Source organism: Nocardia wallacei, from assembly GCF_014466955.1.
Classification (GTDB): Bacteria; Actinomycetota; Actinomycetes; order Mycobacteriales; family Mycobacteriaceae; genus Nocardia; species Nocardia wallacei.
Window position 1 is genome coordinate 1,815,741 of record NZ_AP023396.1, and the last position, 21,148, is coordinate 1,836,888.

A 21,148-nucleotide genomic window follows, 5' to 3' on the forward strand; every position below is an offset into this window, starting at 1 on the left:
CCAGTGCACACATCCCATGCACTGGAATCGACAAGGACCGCGCCGATGACCGAACACACCCCAGTCCGCCGCCGTCGCCACACCGGCTCGTCCGGCTCGCGCCGCGCTCCGGCGGCCGAGGTTCCCTCAACCATCTGGGCCTCCGGAACCGACCCGATCGACCCCACCGACCAATGGCCGACGCCGATCGTCTCCCGCGCCGTCACCGAGTTCTCCCGCCCCGGAGACCAAGTGCTGCTGGCGCCCCCGGCCTCAACCGCCCCCGACACACCCTTCCCGACGCCGGACACTGCCGACGTGCTCGCCGTGATCGACAGCCTCGGCCGCGACAGCCTGATCGAACGCCCCGATGCTCACCAACATCGGCCACCGCACGAAGGAGCTGTTGCCCTCGTCCTGGCCAGCCTGCTCGCTCCCGAGGCCACATCACCTTCGGCAGTCGACGAGATCGTCGCGCTCGCCGCAACCCGGTTGAACCCCGGCGGCGTGCTTGTCGTGTTCACCCGCTGCACGCACACCCGCGACGGTGTCCTGCTCGATCCGACCGGCTGGACAGTAGCCGCCGGTCAGGCCGCCGACCTGCTGTTCCTTCAGCACATCGTCGCCGTCCCGATCGCGGGCGACACCGTCGCGGCACCCGGACTCGACAACACCGGGCACGCCCGCACGCACAGCATCGTGCATACCGATATCACCGTTCTTTTGCGCCCCTGATCGCCGCAGTGGCCCTGCCGTACTGGGCCCCGCCGTACGACGCTGGGCACACGATGGCGGCATGTAGCTCCTGACCACCGAATCTCGAATCGAGGCACCTTTCGATGACCGCAACCCACAAAACGGAGAACAACATCGCCGCGGTATCGGTATGGCCGACCGCGCAGGCCGCGCCCGCTACTCAACGCACCGGCCGCTACCACCCCGACAGCGTCAAACACCCCGCGAAAATGCTGCCCGCCATCGCCGCCCACGCCATCGAGGCATACACCCACCCCGGGGACCTGGTCCTGGACCCGATGTGCGGCATCGGCACCACCCTCGTCGAGGCCCTGCACCGAGGCCGCCGCGCCATCGGCGTCGAATACGAAACCCGATGGGCCGACCTCGCCCGCACCAACATCGACCTCGCCTACGGTGCCGGCATCGACCTCGACGCTGCCGTCTACCAAGGCGACGCCCGAAAACTTCCAACTCTGCTTCCTGCCGACCTGCGCGGCCAGGTCGACCTCGTCATCACCTCACCCCCATACGGCGACTCCACCCACGGTCACGTCCGAGTCAAGCCCGGCGAAGGCGTCCGCAAGTACGACCACCGCTACGGAGCCGTCCTCGACCGCGGCAACCTCGCCAACGTCGGCATCGGCCGGCTCCTGACCGGATTCACCAGAATCCTCACCGGCGTCGCCGACTACCTCAAACCCGGCGGACACGTCGTCATCACCGCTCGCCCCTGGCGACAGCACGCCGAACTCATCGACCTACCCACCCACATCACCACCTGCGGCACCCTTGCCGGACTCACCCCCGTCGAACGCTGCGTCGCACTCCTCGGCCGCCTCGCCGACGACGACATCATCGCCCGAAGCAGCTTCTTCCAGCGCGACTTCATCGTCAAGAACCGCCGCGGAGGGCTTCCCGTTCACCTGATCGCACACGAGGACGTCATTGTGCTCGAGCGCAGGGACGTGCCAGATTCGTTGCAGCTCAAGCAAACTCATCCAAACCGGAGTTTGGTGTCGACGGCTGCCTGGGTCGACCGCAAATGGGCGGCATGAACTACGAGAATAGCCACGCGGGAGAACCGGGTTCGCCGGAACCCGGTTCTCCCTGCCTCCGGAAGCAGGTCTCGCGAGGCCGTGGCCGTGCCGGAATGGACATCGCCGCCGCGTTCTAGGATCAAGCCAGTGGGGAACGTTGTAGAAACCGCTGAGCTGGCCTCGTCATTGACAAGATGGCTCTCCGAAGTCCGGGTCACCGGCCTGTCCGCGCGGGAAGCGACAGCGTTGATCACCCAACACACGGTCCGGTGGGGGCACGCCAACGGTTGGACGGTCGACCTCGAGCGAGAGGCATTGATCGCCAGGCGTACCGGACGGCGGATGTACCACGGCCATTTGGACGTCTTCTGCTGGCGCGACGACCATTTGCCGTGCATCGCCATCGAGATCGACCGCTCGAACAAGCGATGGTCGGTGGAGAAGCTGCTCGCCGAGGCCGACACCGGCAACATCGCACTCTGGGGGCGCTGGTACGGCACGACACGAATCGCCGTGCCGGACACCGTCGGCCTCGTCGACATCAGCGCTACGGCAGGGTTCGAACGCCCCAGAAAGGAAGCCCGCCGGAGGGAACGGCGAGCGCCCGGCGCACCCGGCGCATGACCACCCTGCCGCGTCAACCGGCCATCTGTCCAGGCTGGTGTACCGGCAGGCCCGGGTTGGTGAACCGGAGGCGGGGAGCACCGAAAGGGCAGGGCATTCCGAGGTGTCGCAGGGCGTGATTATGCTCGCGCGACATGGAGCCCGCCACCGCAGCCATCGCTGATCTTGTTGCCGCGATCACGCCTATCGACGAGGTTGAACAGCAACACATCGAGCAGACACTGGCCTGGCTCGCCCAAACCAATGACATCTTCCGCCGAGTTCCACCAGCGACTCCACCGCAGCACTTGGTCGCGTACGTGGTCTTGGTCGACCCCACCGAGCGCGGCATCTACCTCGGTAGACACCGCAAATCCGGTCTCGAACTCCCGATGGGCGGGCACCTGGCTCCCGGCGAAGACCCATGCACTACGGCGCGGCGGGAAGCACGCGAGGAACTCGGGTTCGACCCGAGATTCGATGTCGTTGGGGATAAGCCCCTGTTCCTGACAGTGACTCCCACCGTCGGCCCCACCGCTGGCCATGTTGATATCTCTCTGTGGCATGTCGCTCGGGGTGACCGGGCCCAGCACTACGACCTCGATCCCGCCGAGTTCGACGGGGGCCGCTGGTGGGACCTCGACCCCACGGCCTGCCGAGCACCGATCCCCACCTCCCACGCTTCATCCGCAAGCTCGACACCGTCCTCCAACCCGCTGCCGCTCGATGACTACGCTGGTCGTCATCCGCGGTAATTCCGCGTCGGGCAAATCGACCGTCGCCGCCGGCCTCCAACGTCGCTTCGAGCACGGCCACTGCGCGGTCATCGGTCAGGATGTAGTGCGACGGCAGATTGTCCGTGAGCGCGACGAGCCCGGCGGGTGGAATATCGAGCTGATCGAACATATCGCGACACTGTGCCTGGCCCGTGGGATGGTGACGATCGTGGAAGGCATCCTCGACGCCGATCGCTACGGGGCGATGCTGCACCGTCTCGCCGACACCGCCGGCTGTGCACTCCACTACGGCTTCGACCTCACCTTCGACGAAACTCTCGCTCGCCATGCCGGCCGGCCGCAGGCCGCAACGATTCCTCCTGACCAGATGGCCGAGTGGTATCACGGTTGGCAACCCCTGTCCTACGTTGAGGAGGTCCGCATCGACTCCAGCTGGAGCCGCGACTCCATTATCGAGCGGATTCACACCGACATCCTCGCCACCGACCGACTCCGCTGACGGTCAAATGAGGCGCGGCAGGCAATATTGGATTGCCTGCTGGCGCAGTGAGTCCTGATCGTTCTGTACATGATCGTGCGCCGCCTGACCGCCGACGGCTGGCAGACAGCCCGAACAGTGCGCCTCGACGCACTCGCTGGTAGCCCCGCAGGCACCTTCTCCACCACCTACGAGCAGGCACTGGCTTGGAGCGTCGACCAGTGGAAGCGCTGGACCCGGACTCGGGCGATGTTCGTCGCTGAGGAGCACGACACAGTGCTCGGATCCGCCGCCGTGCGCGTTGCAGGAAACGGACGAAAAAGTTGTCCGCGCCGCGCATCTCGAATTGGCCGAGGGCGATAGCTTTCCGTTTGCATTGGGTCTTGAACCCGATATGAGCTGGGCGGACTATCTCCGCGCCCGGGAGGAACAGCGGCAGGGTGCCAATCTGCCGGATGGCATCGTGGCCTCCACATATCTGCTCGCAACTGTTGACGGCCAAGTAGTCGGTCGAACCTCGATCAGACACACCCTCAACGAGGGCCTACGTCGACGAGGCGGGCACATCGGGTATGCCGTGCTGCCCCAGTACAGGCGGCGTGGGTACGGTGGCGCCATTCTCCGCCGCAGTATCGTCGTTGCCCGGTCGATCGGTATCGACCGGATACTGCTCACCTGCGACGATTCGAATCTCGGATCGCGACGGATCTTCTCTGAACTGTCTGGGCTTCATTGACTGCCAGAGTTCGTCGCACTGCCGAATTGAGTCGCTCGCGGCTGCGCGACCTACAATGCAGACTGTGACTACCGTCAATCGTTGGCTAACCGACGTCGAGATCGAAAAATCCAAGGAAGAGACTCGTAAAAACGCCCAAACCACATTCCGACACCACTACGTGCCAAGAATGTATCTCAAGCGGTGGACTACCGACGGTAGCGGGGAAATTCAGGTCACAAACGTTGACACCAAAGAATCAAATTGCGTACCCATAGAATCGACAGCCGTCGAGGATAACTTCTATCAAATATCGGCACCCGACATCGATGCCGACGCAAATCCAGACATGTGGTTCGAGACCCACATGGGACGCATAGAGGGCCGGGCCGCGAACTGGCTTCGCGCGCTCGACGGTCAGCCCGATGGGAGGATCAAGGATAAAAACCTAATCTCCAACCTAGCCGTATACATCAGCCTACAAAGCCAGCGCACCCAGCGTGGGCGACAGACCGACGTGGGCATCGACGCAGCAGTGAACCGTTACGGAGCCAGCCATATTCTGAACATTACCGGCCTGCTTCCGATCTTATGTCGCGAGTACGGCATTGAGTACTCAGAAGCGAGACACCAGGCTATCGTGAATCAGATACTCGCCAAGCGGGCCGTCAGCAGCGAAACCAAGCCCAAGGCAATCGATGCAGCCATCGGCGCCTGGAAGAACGTTCTCGCCCCGCTGATTGAAAACGATCGAGACTACTGGCTGGCAAGCTCCACAGGCGATCTATTGACCTGCGATGAACCCGTACTCGGAATTCCAACGAAGCGAAACACTCGCCAGTTTCCGGTCTCGATAAGAAATTCTGAAATAATTGTATTTCCGATCAGTCCTAATCGACTCCTAATTCTGAGCCGGAAGAATGTGAAGATCAAGCCCCCGTTCGAACTATCTTCGACTGAGGCAAAGTTTCTAAATCGCGAATTCTGCTACAACTGCAATCGGCTGGTTTTCGAAAAAAGCGGAACCTCGATCGCATCGCAGATTCAGATCCCCAACTACCCAGAGAAGCAGGACTGGTCAAGTAGCATCACCTCCGCTCCGGAGTTCGCTCGCGCCGTTCTCCTGCCGACCCGATGGACCGACGCGCCCCATTCGCCGCAGTGGCCCTTATCTCGATGGACCACTGACTAGGCCGCGTTTCATAAGCCCGATGGTGTGGGGACGGAACCCGTTGTCCGGGTTGAGAAGTTGGTGATATGGCGAGGTCTCCGGTAGTTGGTTGAACGACCAAGCACAACCGGAAACCAACCGGAGACCTCGTGAACAGCGTAACGGCAACGTGCCGTGCGGATCTGACCGATGCTCAGTGGGCGAAACTGGAACCGCTACTACCTGCTGGTATGAAGCCGGGCCGGCCACCGCGGTGGTCGAAACGACAGTTGATCGACGGGATCCGGTGGCGGATCCGGACCGGCAGTCCGTGGCGTGATATTCCGAGCGTGTATGGGCCGTGGCAGACGGTGTATGGGTTGTTCCGCCGCTGGCAGCGTGACGGCACGTGGGAATCGGTGCTGACCGCACTGCAAGCCCACGCCGATGCGGGCGGTGAGATCGAGTGGACGGTGAGCGTGGACTCCACGATCGCCCGCGCGCACCAGCATGCGGCGGGTGCGCGCCGCGACTTCGCCGGCCAGGTCGAGGCGGCGGGTGGTTTCGACGACGAACCCGCTGACCACGGGCTGGGACGGTCGCGGGGCGGGTTCACCACGAAGCTGCACCTGGCCGCCGACCAGGGGCAGCGGCCGCTGGCGCTGGTGGTCACGCCTGGTCAGTGGGCTGATTGCCCACAGTTCACGACGGTGCTCGGCGATATACGGGTGCCGCGGCTCTCGGTCGGTGGTACCCGGTCGCGGCCGGATCGGGTCCTGGCCGACAAAGCCTATTCTTCGGCGGCCAACCGTGCTTACCTGCGGAAACGCGGGATCAAGGCAACCATCCCGATCAAGGCGGACCAGGCAGCGCATCGTGTGGCCAAGGGCAACGCCGGTGGCCGGCCGCCGGCGTTCGACCCTGGTCTCTACAAACTCCGGCACGCCGTGGAATGCACGATCAGCCGCCTCAAACAGCACCGCGCTGTCGCCACCCGCTACGACAAACTCGCTGTCCGTTACCTGGCCACGGTCCGCGTCGCCGCAATCAACCTGTGGTTATCCGGCCAAGGCTTATGAAACGCGGCCTAGGAGCACGATGCGGACACCCTGGCCACCGGAGTCGGCGGCGCTACCACCTATCGATCCCCTAAAGGGGTAGCCGTAGCATCCGCCGAAAATCAGGCGGATATGGCGTAGCCGCCTGGTAGGCATCGGGTTTCGGGTTCGGCATGCGCTGTCGGCTGGTTGGTGCTTGGCTGCCGGTGTTGGTGTTGGTCGGCGCTGGTGGAGGCTGGGGTTCGTGGCGACGCGGATGTTCGCGGACGAGGAGTTGGAACGTCTGCGGGGATTCCCGGAGATCAGCCGCGAGGAGCTGTTTCGATACTTCACGCTCACGTCGGCGGATCTGGCGTTCGTGGATCCGGGCCGCGGCAGGGGACCGGCCGAACGGCTGGGCTTGGCGATCGCGTTGTGTACGCTGCCGTGGCTGGGATTCGTGCCGGATCGGCTGGTCACGGCCCCACCGGGGGCGGTGGCCCGCCTCGCCGAGCAGCTGCGGGTCGACCCGGTGGTGATCGGTGCCTATGGCAGGCGAGCCAAGACCCGCACCGAGCATGTGCGCCTGGCCGCGCGGTACCTGGGATGGCGTGCGGCCGGTGCGCTGGAGTTCAAGGAGCTCGACGAGTTCCTGCTCGCGCGGGCGATGGAGCACGATTCCCCGACTCTGTTGTTCCGGCTGGCGTGTGAGTATCTGATCTCGGCGAAGGTGATCCGGCCGGGCCCTGTCACCGTGGTGGAGCGGGTCGCCCACGCCCGGCACCAGGCCCAGACCGAAACCTATGACCGGCTCGCTCACGAGTTCACTGCGGCGCGGTGTGCGGAGTTGGACGGCTTGCTGGTCACGGACGCGTCGCTGGGGATCTCGCGGTTGCGGTGGCTGTCGACCGGGCCGGTGGAGGCGTCGGCGGCTGCGGTCCGCGCCGAGGTCGACAAGCTGGGGTTTCTGCGGGGTTTGGGTGCTGATCGGCTGGATCTGTCGGTGCTGCCCGCCGAGCGGCGCCGGTTCTTGGCCACGATGGGCCGGCGTCTGAGTCCGCAAGCCCTGGAGCGTCGGGATCCGCAGCGCCGGTATCCGATCCTGCTCACGGTGCTGGCCCAGTCGGGCACCGATGTGCTCGATGAGGTCGTGGTGTTGTTCGATCAGGCGATCTCGGCGAAGTTCGGTGCCGCCGAACGGAAGATGCAGCAGCAGCTGGCCGAGCGCGGCAAGACCGGCGAGGACCGCCAGGCGCTGCTGGACGATCTCTTGGAAATCGTCACCGACCCGACGGTGGCTGATGAGGAGATCGGCGCGCTGATCCGCGGCGAGAAGATCGGGTGGGAGCGCCTGCGCGCGGCGATCGCCCAGGCCAAACCCAGGTTGCCGCGTGATCACGGGCATCTGGCAGCGCTGGATTCCTCCTACAACTACCTGCGCCAGTTCACCCCCGCAGTGCTTGAAGCGGTGCGCTTCGCCGGCGGCACCGCCGCTACCGAGCTGCTGATCGCGGTGAACATGCTGCGCGAGCTGAACGCGACCGGGCGGCGCAAGGTCTTCGACGACGCCCCGACCGGGTTCGTGCCGACGAAATGGCGCGGCTACCTCGACGAGGCCCGAAAGACCGGTAGCGCCACCGCGTACCGGCACTACTGGGAATTGTGCGTACTGCTCGGACTGCGCGACGGGCTGCGCAGCGGGGATGTGTTCGTGCCCGGCTCGCGCCGCTACGCCGACCCGGCCGCCTACCTGATCACCACTGGGCAGTGGGAACCGCAACGCGGCGAGTTCTGCCGCCTGGTCGGGCGATCCGCCGATCCGGGCGTCGCGCTGGCGGCCGTGGTCGCCGAACTGCACGATGCGGTCGGTGAGCTGGAGGCGGTGCTGGCCGGCGGGGACGGCCCGGTCAGGGTGGACGAGGGCGGGGATCTGGTGATCTCGCCGCTGAGCGCGGAAGATGTTCCCGCCGAGGCGATCGCGCTCAAGGCCGAGCTGACCGAGATGCTGCCGTTCGCGCCGATCGTTTCCTTGTTGATCGAGTTGGACAAGCGCACCGGCTACCTGGACTGCTTCACCCACGCCGGCGGCCAGGCCACCCGGACGCCGGAGCTCAAACGCAATCTGATCGCGGTACTGCTGGCGCACTCGACGAACCTGGGGTTGACCCGGATGGCGCAGGCGTGCGGGATCACCTACGACATCCTGGCCTGGACCGATGAGTGGTATGTGCGCGAGGAGACCCTGCGCGCGGCCAACCTCGTGTTGATCGGCTACCATCAGCGGCTGCCGCTGACCGCGGTGTTCGGTGCCGGAACGCTGTCGTCGAGCGATGGGCAGCGGTTCCCGACGCGTGGGAAATCAACCACGGCCAGGCCGTTGAGCCGGTATTTCGCCAGCGAGGGCCTGTCGACCTACACCCATGTCACCGATCAGCATGCCACCTACGGCACCAAGGTGATCGTGGCGACCAAACGTGAAGCCCATTACGTGCTCGATGAGATCCTGGGCAATGCAGCGGATCTGCCGATCACCGAGCACGCCACCGACACCCACGGGGTCACCCTGGTCAACTTCGGGTTGTTCGACCTGCTCGGGATGCAGCTCTCGCCGCGGATCCGGGATCTGGGCCGGATCACCCTGTACCGGCCGGGCCCGCGCGCGCAGGCCGAGGCCCGGTTCCCGCACGCGGGCCCGCTGATGACCCGCAAAGCGAATCTCGGGTTTGATCGCCGAGCACTGGGACGATCTGCTCAGGTTGGCCGGATCGTTGAAGTTCGGGCACGCCACCGCGTCGCTGCTGGTCGGCAAGCTCTCGGCGTCGGGGCGGCAGAACACTCTGGCCGCGGCGCTCAAGGAGTACGGGGCGCTGCGGCGCACCATCTACGCCGCGAGGTACCTCTCCGATCCGGACTATCGGCGCAAGATCTCGCGGCAGCTCAACAAGGGCGAGTCGCTGCACGCGCTGCGGCGCGACCTGCTCTATGCCCATAAGGGGATGATTCGGGCACGCCATCTCGAGGACCAGACCGAGCAAGCCTGGTGCCTGACCTTGGCGACCAACGCTGTGATCGCTTGGACCACGGAGTATTACGGGCTCGCTGTCGATCAGATGCGTCGGGCCGGGCAGCGTATCGATGACGAGGTCCTGGCCCACATCAGCCCGGCCCACAGTGCCAACATCAATTTCTTCGGCGCGATCGAGGTCGACATCGACGCCGAGCTGGCCCAGCTGGGCCCGACCGGGTACCGGCCGCTGCGGGTGCGTGACACCTTGTTCTGACTGCGCGGCCGATCTGTGGTTACGGCCTGCCGGTGCCGGTCGGGCTGGTTGATGCGGTGGCTGTTGAGTGAGCGGTGAGGAAGTTGTCGACGAGCCGGGCGCAGTCGTCGTGGTCGATGGTGCGTAGTCCGGTGAGGCGGGCGAACACGATCGGGCCGAGGAGTTCGATGATGGCGAAGGTGGTGTCGAGTTCGCCGAGTGTGGCGCGGGCGTCGGGGCTGGTGAGGATCTGGTCGAACGGTCGGCGGTATTGCTCGATGACGCGGGCGCGTAGTGAGGTGAGCGCGGCCGGGTCGGTGTGGTTGTCGTCGATGGATCCCATGGCCAGCCAGGCCAGGGTGGTCATCTGTACCGGGGCCTGTTCGATGAGGTCGGCTTGGGTGGTGAGCAGCGTGAGGAGCTGCTCGCGTACCGGGGTGGTGCCGGTGAGGGCGTCGACGTGGGGGAGCAGCCGTTCGAAGGTCGCCGCGAGCAGATGGGTGGTGCTGCCGAAGTGCCGGTAGAGGGTGGCGCGCGCGACTTTCGATACGCGGGTGACCGCTTCGACGGTGACCGCCTCGACACCGCCGGTGGACAGCAGATGGGTGGCCGCGTCGAGCAACCGGTTGCGTGAGCGTGCCAGCCGCGGATCGGCCTGCTCGTCGTCCGCGGGGTGCGGGTCGGTCATGGACGCGTGTTCCTCCGGATTCGTGCCGTGCGGCTGTGGGTGTGAGTGGACTCTATCCCACACCCCGACCCCTATGATACGAATGGTCTCGCACAGAGACTATCGGTCTCTAAAGTCGGGAGGTGCCGGTGGACACGCCTGGGACGGACACTGTCGAGATCGCCCGGTGGACCCGGGCCGAGTGGTGGATGCTGACGGTGTCGTGCCTGGCGGTGGCGCTGGTGGTCGCGGCGATGGCGGCGTTGTATTCGGCGTTGCCGCAGATCGCGGTCGCGACCGGGGCCACCCAAGCTCAGCTGACCTGGATCGTCGACGGCTACACACTGGTGCTGGCGTGTCTGGTGCTGCCCGCCGGCGCCGTCGGTGACCGTTACGGGCGACGTGTGGTGCTGGTGGCGGGATTGGTGGTGTTCGCCGCCGCCTCGGCGCTGCCGCTGCTGCTGGACGAGCCGGTGTGGCTGATCGCGACGCGCGCCCTGGCCGGGGCGGGCGCGGCGCTGGTGATGCCCTCGACGCTGTCGATCCTGACCGCGGGGTTCGCCCCTGTTCATCGCGGCCGGGCGGTCGGGATATGGGCCGGGGTCGCCGGATCCGGGGCGGTGCTGGGGATCCTCGGTGCCGGGGTGCTGCTCGAACGATGGTCGTGGCCCTCGGTGTTCGTCGGGTTGACCGTGGCCGGGACGGTGCTGGCGGTGCTGGCGTGCACCATCGCCGAATCCCGCCACCGTGAGCATCCGCCGGTGGACTGGGTCGGCGCGGGCACGGTGGCGGTCGCGGTCGCCGCGATCGTGTTCGCCGCGATCGAGGTCCCCGCACGCGGCTGGGCCGACCCGCTCGTCGCCGCCGCGGCCGGGATCGGTGTGGCCGCGGCGGTGGCGTTCGTGGTCGTCGAACTGCGCAGCGCGGCGCCGCTGCTGGACGTGCGGTTGTTCACCCGCCGCGGTTTCGGTGCCGGGTCGCTGTCGGTGACCATCCAGTTCCTGGTCACCTTCGGAGTGTTCCTGCTGCTGGTGCAGTACCTGCAGCTGATCTTCGGTTACGGGCCGCTGGCCTCGGCGCTGGCACTGGCACCGATGGTGGTGCCGCTGGTCGCGATCTCGGTGATCGCGCCGTGGCTGTCGAGCCTGGTCGGATTACGGGTGATGACCGTGACCGGCCTGCTCACCATCGCCGCCGGGCTGGTGCTGGTGAGCCGGTTGACCCTGGCCGCAAACTATCCCGACCTGCTGTGGCCGCTGCTGATCATGAGCGCGGGCCTGGGATTGTGCACCGCCCCGGCGACCTATGCCATCGTCGCCGACACCCCAGAGGCCAAACACGGGGTCGCCGCCGCGGTCAACGACGCCGCCCGCGAGATCGGCGCCGCGATCGGGATCGCCGTGGCCGGCAGCGTCCTCGCCGCCGGCTACACCCACCGCATCCAGCCCGCCTTGGCCCGGCTACCCGAGCCCGCCCGCGGCCCGGTCGCCGATTCCCTGGCCGCCGCCCTGCAAGTCGCCGACCAGGCAGGACCGGTAGCCGCGCCGCTGGCCGAGTTCGCCCAAGCCGCGTTCGTGCACGGCAGCGGCCAGGCCGCGCTCGCACTGGCCGCCCTCACCACCGCCACAGCGATCGTGCTGGCCGTCCTGGCCCCCGGCCGCACGCCACGCCCGCACATGAGAACCTCTCCCCCCTCCTCACACGCCTCTCCTCGTGAAAGACGCCCGTCATGACGGCCTACCACACGATCATCGTCGACACCGACGGATCCGACCGCTCCTACCGTGTGGTCGAGCACGCCGCAGAACTCGCCCACGCCACCCACGCCCGGCTACTGATCGTCTGCGCTCGCCACCGCATCGACGAACACACACCCAAGGCCCACCTCGACCGGCCCGGACCCGAGACCTCCCCGCTGCACGGCAGCACCCCCGCCGACACCGTCCTGCGCATCGCCCACCAGCACGCCCTCGCCCACGGCGCCACCGACGTCGACACCCACATCCTGGACGAACCCGCCCTACCCGCGCTGCTGCACCTGGCCGCGGCCACCGCCGCCGACCTCATCGTCACCGCCAACCCCCACCGGTCACCACTGCTGGCCCAGCTGCTGTCCACCCCACCGATCGAGCTCGCCCGCAAAACCCACTGCGACATCCTCATCACCGCCTAAACACACTCACAGAAAGCACCCATGACCGAGAACACACCCAGCACCCACACACCCGAGCCCCGCCAGGTCCCGGACTGGATCCCCGCCTTCCCCGTACACGCACCCGACTCCGCCGACCTGCCGCCCCACCACGACCACTGCCTCGGCTGCGGACCGGCCAACCCCCACGGCCACCAGCTACGCGCCCGACGCGACACACACGGCGTCTACGCCCACCACCGCTTCGACTCCCGCCACGTCGGCGCCCCAGCGATCGCCCACGGCGGCGCGGTCGCCACCGTCCTCGACGAACTGTTCGGACTCCTGCTCTACACCGTCGGGGAACCCGCCGTCACCCGCCACCTCGCCATCGACTACCTCGCCCCGATCCTGCTCGACACCCCCTACACCCTCCGCGCCCACATCCACTCCCGCGACGGCCGCAAACTCCACCTGAAAGCCACCATCGAAAACGACCACGCCCACGTGGTCACCACCGCCACCGCACTGTTCCTCATCGTCGACGTCAACCACTTCCTCACCCCACAACAAACCCCCACACACCGATAACACCCCCTGACCTGTTCCGTAACCCGATCGTCCACCGGAACACCACGCAGAACGAACATCGGCCCAGCACACCGGTGTTCCGTAGAGGTGTTCCGCAAACTGTGCCGGTCAACCCCCGCCATCTGGAACACTTTCGGCATGGGTGAGCCGTTCCGCATCGGATACTGCCGCTGCTCCACCGACGAACAAGACGTCGAGATCCAAACCGAACAACTACTGGCGCTCGGAGCGCCGCGCGAGCGGATCTTCATCGACAAAGGGTTCTCCGGGACCACCCGCAAGAACCGGGCCGGCCTGGACAACGCACTCGCCGCCGCCACCTCCGCCGCAGCGGCCATCGACGAGCGACAGGTAGTGCTCATGCTGGCAGGTAGTTCCGTATGCGCGCCCGCATTCGCCGAGCGCAACCTTGCGGCGCTCGAAATGGCCCAGGAATTCCTCCCACTCGGCATCGGTAGGGGTGCGGTATTCCTCGCTCGGCCGCGTTCCTCGGCGCCGCGTGATGAACGCGCGGTGGCCGTTGATTGCTTCTTGTGGGTAGACGGCCTTGTAACCCATGGTGGTGGATATGTCGTTGTGACCCAGCAGCATGCGCAATGTGCGGGGGCATCCCGTTCAGAATTGCGTCCGTGGCAAATATTCTGCGCAGGTCGTGGGGCACGAAGTAGAGCGGTTGGCCGCCGGCGTCTTTTATGTCCGTCGACTCGAGTATTTCCCTGATGCATTTGCGGATCGTCGACGCCGCTATGGCTCGCGTATGGCTGCCGTTGTTCCACTGGAACAGCAGCGGAGCCGGCGTGGCCCAGCATCGTTCGGAGAGGTCATAGAAGGGGACCAATGGAATGGCTCCGTCCTTCTGCCGAACTCGGGCGATGATCGCGGATATGACATCGGCCAGCTCCGGACTGACGACGAGGAGGCGTTCCTCGTCGGTCTTGGACGGCGCGACGTGCAGCAGCGGGATGATCTGCCCTGCTTGGGGGTGTCGATACTGGATGATGCTGTGATGGCTCGTTTCGAGCATCTCCTCGACCCTGACGCCGGTGTGCCGAAGAAACTCGACTGCTGCCCAACCCCAGAAGGCACGATGGTCCTCGGCACGAAGGTGGCGGCGGCGGCCGGTCGAGTCGAAGACGCCCGTAACCATACTGAGCCGCTGATTTTCGTTTCTGCGTGCGGAGACTCTGGTGAAGGTCTCGCCGAAGACGGTGAACGGCTTGCCGGGTTCAGAATTCAACGCTGCGTCCAGTCGGAGGCGGGCCTCCTCGGTGCGGCGTTCGGCGGTCCGCACCAGAACTGGCAGCAAGGGCAGGCGTTCGCGGGTCCGCTGGTCCATGCGCGCCTTTCGGCGCGAATTGACCTTCCTGGTCGAGTGCGCGGTTTCCGACGCGCGGATGGGGCACGGAACGGCCCATCGCGGCCATCGCGCAGAATCCTCGGTAGCCCATTGCGCGATGTCCAGGTAGAACGCCCGGACTGTGGTCAGGAGTTGGAGGTAGTTCACCCGTGGGACGGTGACCTCGACGGTGGTCCCGTCCGGCAGGCGCTTATTCTGGATCTTGACGCGGAGGCGTTCTTTCCACGCATGCGCCACTTTCGGGTCGAGGTCGAGCGAGTCGATGCCTGGATGGTGTGCTTCCAGATCCGTCCAGAAATTCATAACCAGCACCCGCGACAACGAGTCGAGTGTGGTGTAGTCCAGGGCGACTTGCCGTTCCGCCAGGTAGCTGACCAGCAGGTTGCGGACCTCGGGATCAGCGACGTGATACCGATCCACGAGTCGCTCGATGCTGGATCGTCCGCCATAGTTCATGATTGCGCGCAGGGTCACCGGCGCACCCTGCGGAAGGAATCCCGCAGCCTCGAGCAGGGTGTAGAACAGATAGCGCCCCTTTCCGGGCAAACCGATGGCTATCTCCTGCTTGCGTAACTCGACACAGTCTCCGACGGTGATGTCGCGAACGCCGCCGCCCTTGGTCAGCAGCAGGACACAGAGCTGCCATCGGATGACGGGGAGGCAGGTGCTCGACCGGATTTCGGGCGTCATCGCCGTCTTGAGTAGCCCGAAACCCGACGGATCGCGATACTCGGCGATCCTAGTCGTCCAGGTTCCGGTTCGGTTGATAGTAAGCAGGAATGTCGGGCTGGGACAGATGATCCTTGCAATGGACAGCAGCATCAGCGCGGTCAGCAGCTGGGACTTGTCGCCTACCCGGCCGTGTGCCCGGTGCCATTCCGCGGCGGCCGCAGTCCAGTGCGGCTCAGCGGTTTCGGCACCGCTGGCCTGCCATCGCTGCTGCCAGGTCTCGCCAGGGAAGATCTCCAGCCTGCCGAGCAGCCTCTTGACACACAGTCTGCGACGAAAGCGCATATCGTCCGACACCGGAGGAAGCCGTAACCCCTCGAGCCGTTCAATGGTTTTCTCGACGGTCAGGGCCTGACGCGAAGCGGAAAGCACTGGTCGAGCGGGAAATTGATCCAGGATGGTCTCGGCGAGCACTCCACGCGCTTCGCGCGTCAGTTCCTGCTTTCGGCTGGTCGAACCGACCTCAGCCGTCGCTGTGGTTGTCGATGATTTCACTGCGTCCTGCCGAATATGACGTCGAGAGAACGTGGGTCGTAACCCGACGCTGGCGGCTCCGGTGGGGCTGCCGCGCGCTCGTTCTGGCGCGCGTGGTGGGCGAGCGCAGCCGTGATCACCTCACCGTGGGTAGGGGTGGTGTAGAGCTGCGTGGTCGTCAGATCGGCGTGGTCAAGGATCCACTGGACGTCGGTGATGTCCATGTCCGGGTCATCGGCCATGCGGTAGGCCGCGGTGTGCCGAAGGGCGTGGAGCGGATAGTTGGAGCCGAGCGCTTCCTGGGCGCGGGTGAACATTGCTCGGGCCGCGTGATAGGACAGCGGCCGCCAAGGTCGGCGTAGCGTGAACCAGAGTGGATGGCGGTGACCGCGGGAAGCGCCCTTGCGCCAGAGTTATTCCTGGTAGAGCCGCAGCCAGACGAACGCATCAGGCGAAGCCGGCAACTGCTGAGCTTTGCGAGAACCCTTTCGTGTAACCGTGATCAGTTGCTGGCCGGGATCCTCATCGCCCTGGCAGGCGGACAGTAGTTCTTCGGCGCGGGCGCCGGTGGACACCCAGAGCGCCAGCAGGGCGCGGTCCCGGTTCGACTTCAGTGCCGCGAACACCGTGTTGAATTGCTCGTCGGGGATCTTCTTCGGGATCCGCTTGGGAACCTTCGGCCGATAGCGGCCGACCCGCTCCTTCCGATGCGGATCCATCGGGTTGTGGTGCGCGTGAGCCCGCCTTGAGCGTCGTGAGCGGTCCAGCGGGAATGGGTTGATCAATGGGCCTTTGCCGAGTTCCAGCTGGAAGTCGTAGAACGCCCGCCAGACGGTCTCGGCGTGCGCCCGCGACGCTGGCGAGTACTTCGGTCCCGGGCTCGGCCTGCCAGTGACGGCATTGACGACCTGGCTGGGGCGGCCGCGGGGCAAACCGGGCAACTGGCCGTCGGTCCGGTGCCGCCAATGAACTCTCATCGGCTTGTCCGCCAACAACCTCCATCGTCCGAAGTCGCGCCCCTCCATTGGCGTTACTTTGTCCCACGACATGCCGATCGCGGCGAGGAACCGCCACCAGCGAAGCAGATCGCTGCCATATGACCGGATCGTCGACGGCTGCTTGTCGGTGGCCTGTAGCTCGGCGAAGTACCTCGCCGCGGGTTCGATGACCGCGCCGTTCGCGTCGAGAAGCTGGTATGGCTCCCACACGTCACCGGTCCTTTGGAGCCGACCGACGTCCGGCACAACGAGTCTCGACAGATATCGCTCGCCGCCCTCTTCGCACATGGCGAGGAAAGCTAGCAGAAACCTAAGCTGACCTGCAAGGATTACGAAGTTAGTTCAGTCAATACGTCATCGAGGCTTGCGGCGGGGTCTTGGAGGGGGTCGAGCTTTGGGCCGACGGCAGCACGATGCGACGGTACTGGATCGACTAGAGGCGCCATTGCTCGATCGTGGTCCCACCGCCGTCCCGCACCTTGGCGGTGAAGCCATTCCGTTGGCCGAACCCGCAGATCTCGGGTGTGAAATGGGCGTGCGCCTGCGTGGGCATCTCGGCAGGATGCGAGCATGGTTGCCCCGTTGGATATCCCGCGTTTGACTGCAAACGACAGATTTGTGCTCCGCTCCTGGGAGATCAGCGACCTGCCTCTGGTTCGAGAGGCGTCGAGCGACGATCACATCCCGTTGATCACGACCGTTCCGGCGGTGTACTCGCGAGAAGCAGGCGAAGCCTTCGTGCGTCGGCAGTGGGAGCGTGTATCGACCGGCAGTGGGTATCCGTTCGTCATCGTGCGGGTTGAGGACGGTCGGCCGCTCGGGTCGGTCGGTCTGTGGTTGCGGGACCTGGACGAGGGGCGTGCGATGCTGGGCTACTGGGTGGTCAAGTCCGCTCGTGGTCAGCGGGTCGCTGCGGAAGCGCTTCGAGCGGTCACTGCCTGGGCCCTTACTGACCTGGAGATCCGCCGCCTTCACCTATATGTCGAGCCCTGGAATGCCGCATCCCAGCGGACGGCTGAGCGTGTGGGTTTCCAGTGTGAGGGCCTGCTCCGCAGTTGGCAGCTGGTCGGCGAGGAGCGTCGGGACATGATCATGTATTCGATGTTGGGTTCTGATCTGTCCTGATCGGCCGCCTGTTGGCTGACCTCGGTGGGCACCTCCAGATTCGGTACCGTCGCTTACGACCATGACGGCCTCCTACTCGGTCAGGGCTACTATGACCCGCTATCGCCCGGGACGACGATCATCCCGGACGGGCTGCCGAGCGGGAAATTAGCTGGTGAAGGCCGCTGTTCGCGCGGCACTATTGTCCGATGACCGAGATCGAAATCCCGGTGTCCCGGATCGCGTGGAGCGAGCTGCCCATCTCGGTGCGAGGCGAGATCGAGAGTCGCTTGGGCGCGGGAGTGCGTTCGGGATCGACCCAACCGGGCGGATTCAGCCGCGGAATGGCATCCCGGCTAGCGATGGTGGACGGTCGCACGGTGTTTGCCAAAGCAATCCCCATCAGAGACCGTTTCGCCCACCGGTACCGGATCGAAGGCGACACCGCGACTCAGCTCCCAGCAGAGATCCCGGCACCAGCGGTGAGGTTCATGCTGGAAATCGACGGGTGGCGAGTCCTGGTATTCGACGACGTCACCGGTCGCCATCCCCGTTTCGACCAGCCTACGGAATTGGCGGCGGTGCTCGCCGTGGTCGAGGACATGGCACGGATGCTGACACCGAACCCACTACCGGACGTACCGACCCTGGCCGATGATCTCGGATCGGACTTATCAGGTTGGCGGAAGCTGGCCGGCGGCGAGCTGGCCGGTAACTTGGACGAGTGGTCGGCCCGGAACGTGGATCGGCTCGCTGTTCTCGAATCCGGGTGGGAGCGTGCCACGGTCGGGCAGACGTTGCTGCATACCGATCTTCGCGCCGACAACATGCTGGTGCGCCCCGATGGCACGGTGATGATCGTGGACTGGTCCTGGCCATCCGTGGGTGCGGCGTGGGTGGATCTGGTGTTCCTGGCGACCGCCTTCGCCCTGCATGGGGTCGATCCCGAACCGATCCTGGGCTCGCACGCCCTCACCCGGGGCGTCGATCCTGATGCGATCTCTGCGCTGGTGTGCGCGCTGGCGGGGTACTGGATCCGAGAGAGCCGTCGGCCTGGAGGGTCGCAGTCGGTGGCTCTGCGTCGGCACCGCGCCGAGTCAGGTCGCGCAACGGTTGCGTGGTTGCAGCGGCGGGTCGGGTGGAAGTGAGCGCAGCGCGGTCCGCTATGACCGGTGGTGTGAACACGAGGTACGAAGTCGAACATGCGCAGCGGATCGCCGCCGCGCATGACGACCTGGAGCGGCACGGTGCCGCGGTGGTGTCCTGGCTCTTTCCCGCGTCAGTTCGGTATGCGATTGCGGCTGAGGCCATCTGGTTGGCGGAGCAGTTGGGCGTCCGTCGGGACTTGGCTTTCGCCGAGACAGGTTTCACGCCTCGCCGGATGAGGAACGTGAGGCGGGCGCAGATCGCGGAGAGCGGAGTTGTGATCCGGGAGACGTATGCATCACCCGAGGTCGCCGAGGTTGTGGCTGCCGTGGCCGGTCAAGCTGTGTATTCATGCCCGTATGAGCCCGAACAGTTCGTGGTTACCCAGCTGGACCGGGTGGGTGACACGCATGGATGGCATTGGGACGATTACAGTTTCGCGCTGGTGTGGGTGGCCGAATGCCCGGACACCGTTGACGGCGGATTCGTCGAGTGTGTCCCGGGCACGGTGTGGGATAAGCAGCAGCCGGGCATCGAGCAGGTACTTCGTGATCGCGCGATCCACCGGCTGGAGGCCGGTCCGGGACAGGTGTATCTCATGCGGGCGAGTACGACGCTGCATCGGGTGCACCCGATTCGGCGGGGCCGCCGCACGATTGTGAACATGGCGTTCGCGGCGGAGGATGAATTGTCGCGGCCCGTATCGCACGAGACGATGGACGCACTGTGGTCCGAGCCTGGGGATTGAGCGGAGGAAACCTTGCCGGTTGAGAGCGTCACATTGGGATCAGTGGACGGTGTGCGGCTCGACGCAGCGGTCCATATGGCATCCGTTCCGGCCAAGGGGGTCGTGCTGCTGGTGCACGGGATCACTGTGGATATGGACGAGGGCGGTGGGATGTTCGTCCGCTTGGCCGAGCGACTGACCGCTGTGGGATTTGATGTCGTGCGGTTCTCGTTCCGGGGGCATGGAAACAGCGGTGGGACGCAACGCGGAGTGACCATTGCTGGCGAGTGCCTGGATCTGGAGGCTGCGGTGCAGTTCCTCCAGGGGCGGTTTCCGGGCCGGTTTTCGATTGTGGCGGCTAGTTTCGGGGCCGTGTCCACGGTGCTGTCGCTGCCGTGGCTTGCTGATGGGCTTGATCGGTTGGTGCTGTGGAATCCTGTCCTCGACCTGCGGCATACGTTCCTGGAGCCGGATTTGGCGTGGGGTGAAGAGAACTTCGGCGCGTCGCAGCGCAAACTATTGCACGACACCGGAGTCCTGGTGGTCGACGGGGAATTCGAACTCGGCCGCGTGTTGTTCAGCGAGTTCGCCCACTACGACCCACTGGCACGATTCCTCGACAGCACCGTGCCGTCGCTGATCGTCCATGGAGACCGTGACACCGCGGTCTCCTACGAGATTTCCGCTCGGGCCGCGATGTCGAGGCCGAATACGGCGCTGCGTACCATCGCTGGTTCGGATCACGGCTTCGACTCGCGGGAGCGCGAAGATCAGGCGATCTCGGAGACGGTTGACTGGCTGGTCGGCCAGGTCGCGCCCGCCTCGTGACTCCCAGGGACCTGCACGGGCCGATTCGGCTCGGTGATGATGTGATCATCGGCGAGCACTGCGTTCTGGGATGCCCGAAGGAAACGCGTCTGCGGGAAGCTCAACGTGGGCGATGGTCGGCGGGTACTCCTGTCGTGATCGGAGATCGGAGTCTGCTGTTCAACCAGGTCATCATCCAGGAAGGCACAGCTCTTGGCATGGAGTGCGTGGTAGAAGACCGGGCACGGATCGGGTACGGGTGTGTGATCGGCGACCGGACCCGGGTCGTCCACGGCGCCTACATCTGTGATCGCGTCACGATCGGCGCGGACGCGTGTGTCGCTGGGTTCGTTTGCGATGCGACGGTGATCGGTGACCGCGCGACCGTGATGGGCGAGCTGGTCCACGAGTACACGAGTCCGCATCTGGGTTGGTGGGGAGTGGATGAAGAACCGCCCGTGGTCGAGGCGGATTCGGTGGTCGGGTTTGGTGCACGAGTGGTCGGCGGCGTCCGGATCGGGCCTCGCAGCTACGTCGCGGCCGGCGCGGTCGTGACCAAGAACGTGCCGAGTGAGCACGTCGTCACCGGCGTCAATGTTCACACGCCGATCGGCGAGTGGCCCGGTAAACGTCTTTCGGCGCTGATCGAACACTGGACGGCACCGCGACCGATGCGGTGATCG

At 65.5% G+C, this 21,148-nt stretch carries 19 protein-coding genes and 3 pseudogenes; 18 read left to right on the forward strand and 4 right to left on the reverse strand.

The genetic code is table 11. From position 1 onward, the window contains the following. The first annotated feature begins 45 nt into the window (after window positions 1-45). The 9 genes and pseudogenes from NWFMUON74_RS08405 to NWFMUON74_RS08445 all read left to right on the forward strand — a co-directional run bounded on the left by NWFMUON74_RS08405 (window position 46) and on the right by NWFMUON74_RS08445 (window position 9,755). Window positions 46-714, forward strand: a complete 669-nt coding sequence (locus NWFMUON74_RS08405) for a hypothetical protein (RefSeq protein ID WP_043737879.1) — start codon at window positions 46-48, stop codon at window positions 712-714. 104 nt (window positions 715-818) lie between these two features. Then, a complete protein-coding gene (locus NWFMUON74_RS08410) occupies window positions 819-1,772 on the forward strand; it encodes a TRM11 family SAM-dependent methyltransferase (RefSeq protein ID WP_082393303.1) in 954 nt (317 codons plus the stop codon). A gap of 81 nt (window positions 1,773-1,853) precedes the next feature. After that, window positions 1,854-2,378 carry a hypothetical protein gene (locus NWFMUON74_RS08415; protein ID WP_138456832.1) on the forward strand — a complete coding sequence of 175 codons (525 nt, stop codon included), beginning with the start codon at window positions 1,854-1,856 and terminating at the stop codon, window positions 2,376-2,378. A 134-nt stretch (window positions 2,379-2,512) separates the two neighbouring features. Then, entirely contained in the window at window positions 2,513-3,112 is a 600-nt protein-coding gene (locus NWFMUON74_RS08420; RefSeq protein ID WP_082393302.1) for an NUDIX domain-containing protein, read from the forward strand. After that, entirely contained in the window at window positions 3,084-3,593 is a 510-nt protein-coding gene (locus tag NWFMUON74_RS08425; RefSeq protein WP_043737884.1) for an AAA family ATPase, read from the forward strand. The genes NWFMUON74_RS08420 and NWFMUON74_RS08425 overlap by 29 nt, the downstream gene beginning before the upstream one ends. Before the next feature lie 280 nt (window positions 3,594-3,873). Then, window positions 3,874-4,308 carry a GNAT family N-acetyltransferase gene (locus tag NWFMUON74_RS08430; protein WP_068049986.1) on the forward strand — a complete coding sequence of 145 codons (435 nt, stop codon included), beginning with the start codon at window positions 3,874-3,876 and terminating at the stop codon, window positions 4,306-4,308. Between the two features lie 64 nt (window positions 4,309-4,372). Then, window positions 4,373-5,479, forward strand: a complete 1,107-nt coding sequence (locus tag NWFMUON74_RS08435; RefSeq protein WP_157227746.1) for a DUF4238 domain-containing protein — start codon at window positions 4,373-4,375, stop codon at window positions 5,477-5,479. A gap of 128 nt (window positions 5,480-5,607) precedes the next feature. Next, window positions 5,608-6,516 (forward strand): IS5 family transposase, encoded by a 909-nt coding sequence (locus NWFMUON74_RS08440; protein WP_043737886.1) that lies wholly within the window; start codon window positions 5,608-5,610, stop codon window positions 6,514-6,516. A 223-nt stretch (window positions 6,517-6,739) separates the two neighbouring features. Beyond that, a pseudogene (locus NWFMUON74_RS08445) lies at window positions 6,740-9,755 on the forward strand (Tn3 family transposase). Between the two features lie 19 nt (window positions 9,756-9,774). Here the strand turns inward: NWFMUON74_RS08445 and NWFMUON74_RS08450 are convergent. Then, window positions 9,775-10,422, reverse strand: coding sequence for a TetR/AcrR family transcriptional regulator (locus tag NWFMUON74_RS08450; RefSeq protein ID WP_043737888.1), 648 nt, complete (start codon window positions 10,420-10,422; stop codon window positions 9,775-9,777). A gap of 188 nt (window positions 10,423-10,610) precedes the next feature. Here NWFMUON74_RS08450 and NWFMUON74_RS08455 point away from each other — a divergent pair, with 188 nt between their 5' ends. The 4 genes and pseudogenes from NWFMUON74_RS08455 to NWFMUON74_RS35915 all read left to right on the forward strand — a co-directional run. After that, complete coding sequence (locus NWFMUON74_RS08455) at window positions 10,611-12,134, forward strand: MFS transporter (RefSeq protein ID WP_210747209.1); 1,524 nt, start codon at window positions 10,611-10,613, stop codon at window positions 12,132-12,134. Then, the gene (locus NWFMUON74_RS08460) at window positions 12,131-12,574 is read left to right on the forward strand and encodes a universal stress protein (RefSeq protein WP_043737890.1); all 444 of its coding nucleotides are present in this window, start codon (window positions 12,131-12,133) and stop codon (window positions 12,572-12,574) included. Before NWFMUON74_RS08455 ends, NWFMUON74_RS08460 begins: the two co-directional genes overlap by 4 nt. 21 nt (window positions 12,575-12,595) lie before the next feature. Beyond that, on the forward strand, window positions 12,596-13,123 hold the full coding sequence (locus NWFMUON74_RS08465; protein ID WP_051047383.1) for a PaaI family thioesterase: 528 nt from the start codon (window positions 12,596-12,598) through the stop codon (window positions 13,121-13,123). A 138-nt stretch (window positions 13,124-13,261) separates the two neighbouring features. Then, a pseudogene (locus NWFMUON74_RS35915) lies at window positions 13,262-13,387 on the forward strand (recombinase family protein); the annotation flags it as partial. A 94-nt stretch (window positions 13,388-13,481) separates the two neighbouring features. Here NWFMUON74_RS35915 and NWFMUON74_RS08475 read toward each other — a convergent pair. The 3 genes and pseudogenes from NWFMUON74_RS08475 to NWFMUON74_RS35925 form a co-directional block, all read right to left on the reverse strand. Then, the gene (locus tag NWFMUON74_RS08475) at window positions 13,482-15,704 is read right to left on the reverse strand and encodes a tyrosine-type recombinase/integrase (protein WP_051047384.1); all 2,223 of its coding nucleotides are present in this window, start codon (window positions 15,702-15,704) and stop codon (window positions 13,482-13,484) included. Continuing rightward, window positions 15,701-16,042, reverse strand: a pseudogene (locus NWFMUON74_RS35920) (tyrosine-type recombinase/integrase); the annotation flags it as partial. The gene NWFMUON74_RS08475 and the pseudogene NWFMUON74_RS35920, both read right to left, overlap by 4 nt. Window positions 16,043-16,096: 54 nt before the next feature. Then, window positions 16,097-16,891 (reverse strand): site-specific integrase, encoded by a 795-nt coding sequence (locus NWFMUON74_RS35925; protein WP_232110913.1) that lies wholly within the window; start codon window positions 16,889-16,891, stop codon window positions 16,097-16,099. 360 nt (window positions 16,892-17,251) lie between these two features. Here NWFMUON74_RS35925 and NWFMUON74_RS08485 point away from each other — a divergent pair, with 360 nt between their 5' ends. From NWFMUON74_RS08485 to NWFMUON74_RS08505, 5 genes are all read left to right on the forward strand, one after another. Then, window positions 17,252-17,806, forward strand: coding sequence for a GNAT family N-acetyltransferase (locus NWFMUON74_RS08485; RefSeq protein WP_043737892.1), 555 nt, complete (start codon window positions 17,252-17,254; stop codon window positions 17,804-17,806). A 341-nt stretch (window positions 17,807-18,147) separates the two neighbouring features. Continuing rightward, window positions 18,148-18,933 carry a phosphotransferase gene (locus NWFMUON74_RS08490; protein WP_253807870.1) on the forward strand — a complete coding sequence of 262 codons (786 nt, stop codon included), beginning with the start codon at window positions 18,148-18,150 and terminating at the stop codon, window positions 18,931-18,933. A gap of 17 nt (window positions 18,934-18,950) precedes the next feature. Continuing rightward, a complete protein-coding gene (locus NWFMUON74_RS08495; protein ID WP_054814845.1) occupies window positions 18,951-19,679 on the forward strand; it encodes a HalD/BesD family halogenase in 729 nt (242 codons plus the stop codon). Window positions 19,680-19,721: 42 nt separating this feature from the next. Further along, window positions 19,722-20,486: an alpha/beta hydrolase gene (locus NWFMUON74_RS08500; protein ID WP_232110914.1), complete on the forward strand. Its 765-nt coding sequence runs from the start codon at window positions 19,722-19,724 to the stop codon at window positions 20,484-20,486. A gap of 41 nt (window positions 20,487-20,527) precedes the next feature. Beyond that, window positions 20,528-21,145, forward strand: a complete 618-nt coding sequence (locus NWFMUON74_RS08505; RefSeq protein ID WP_232110915.1) for an acyltransferase — start codon at window positions 20,528-20,530, stop codon at window positions 21,143-21,145. Window positions 21,146-21,148 lie beyond the last annotated feature (3 nt).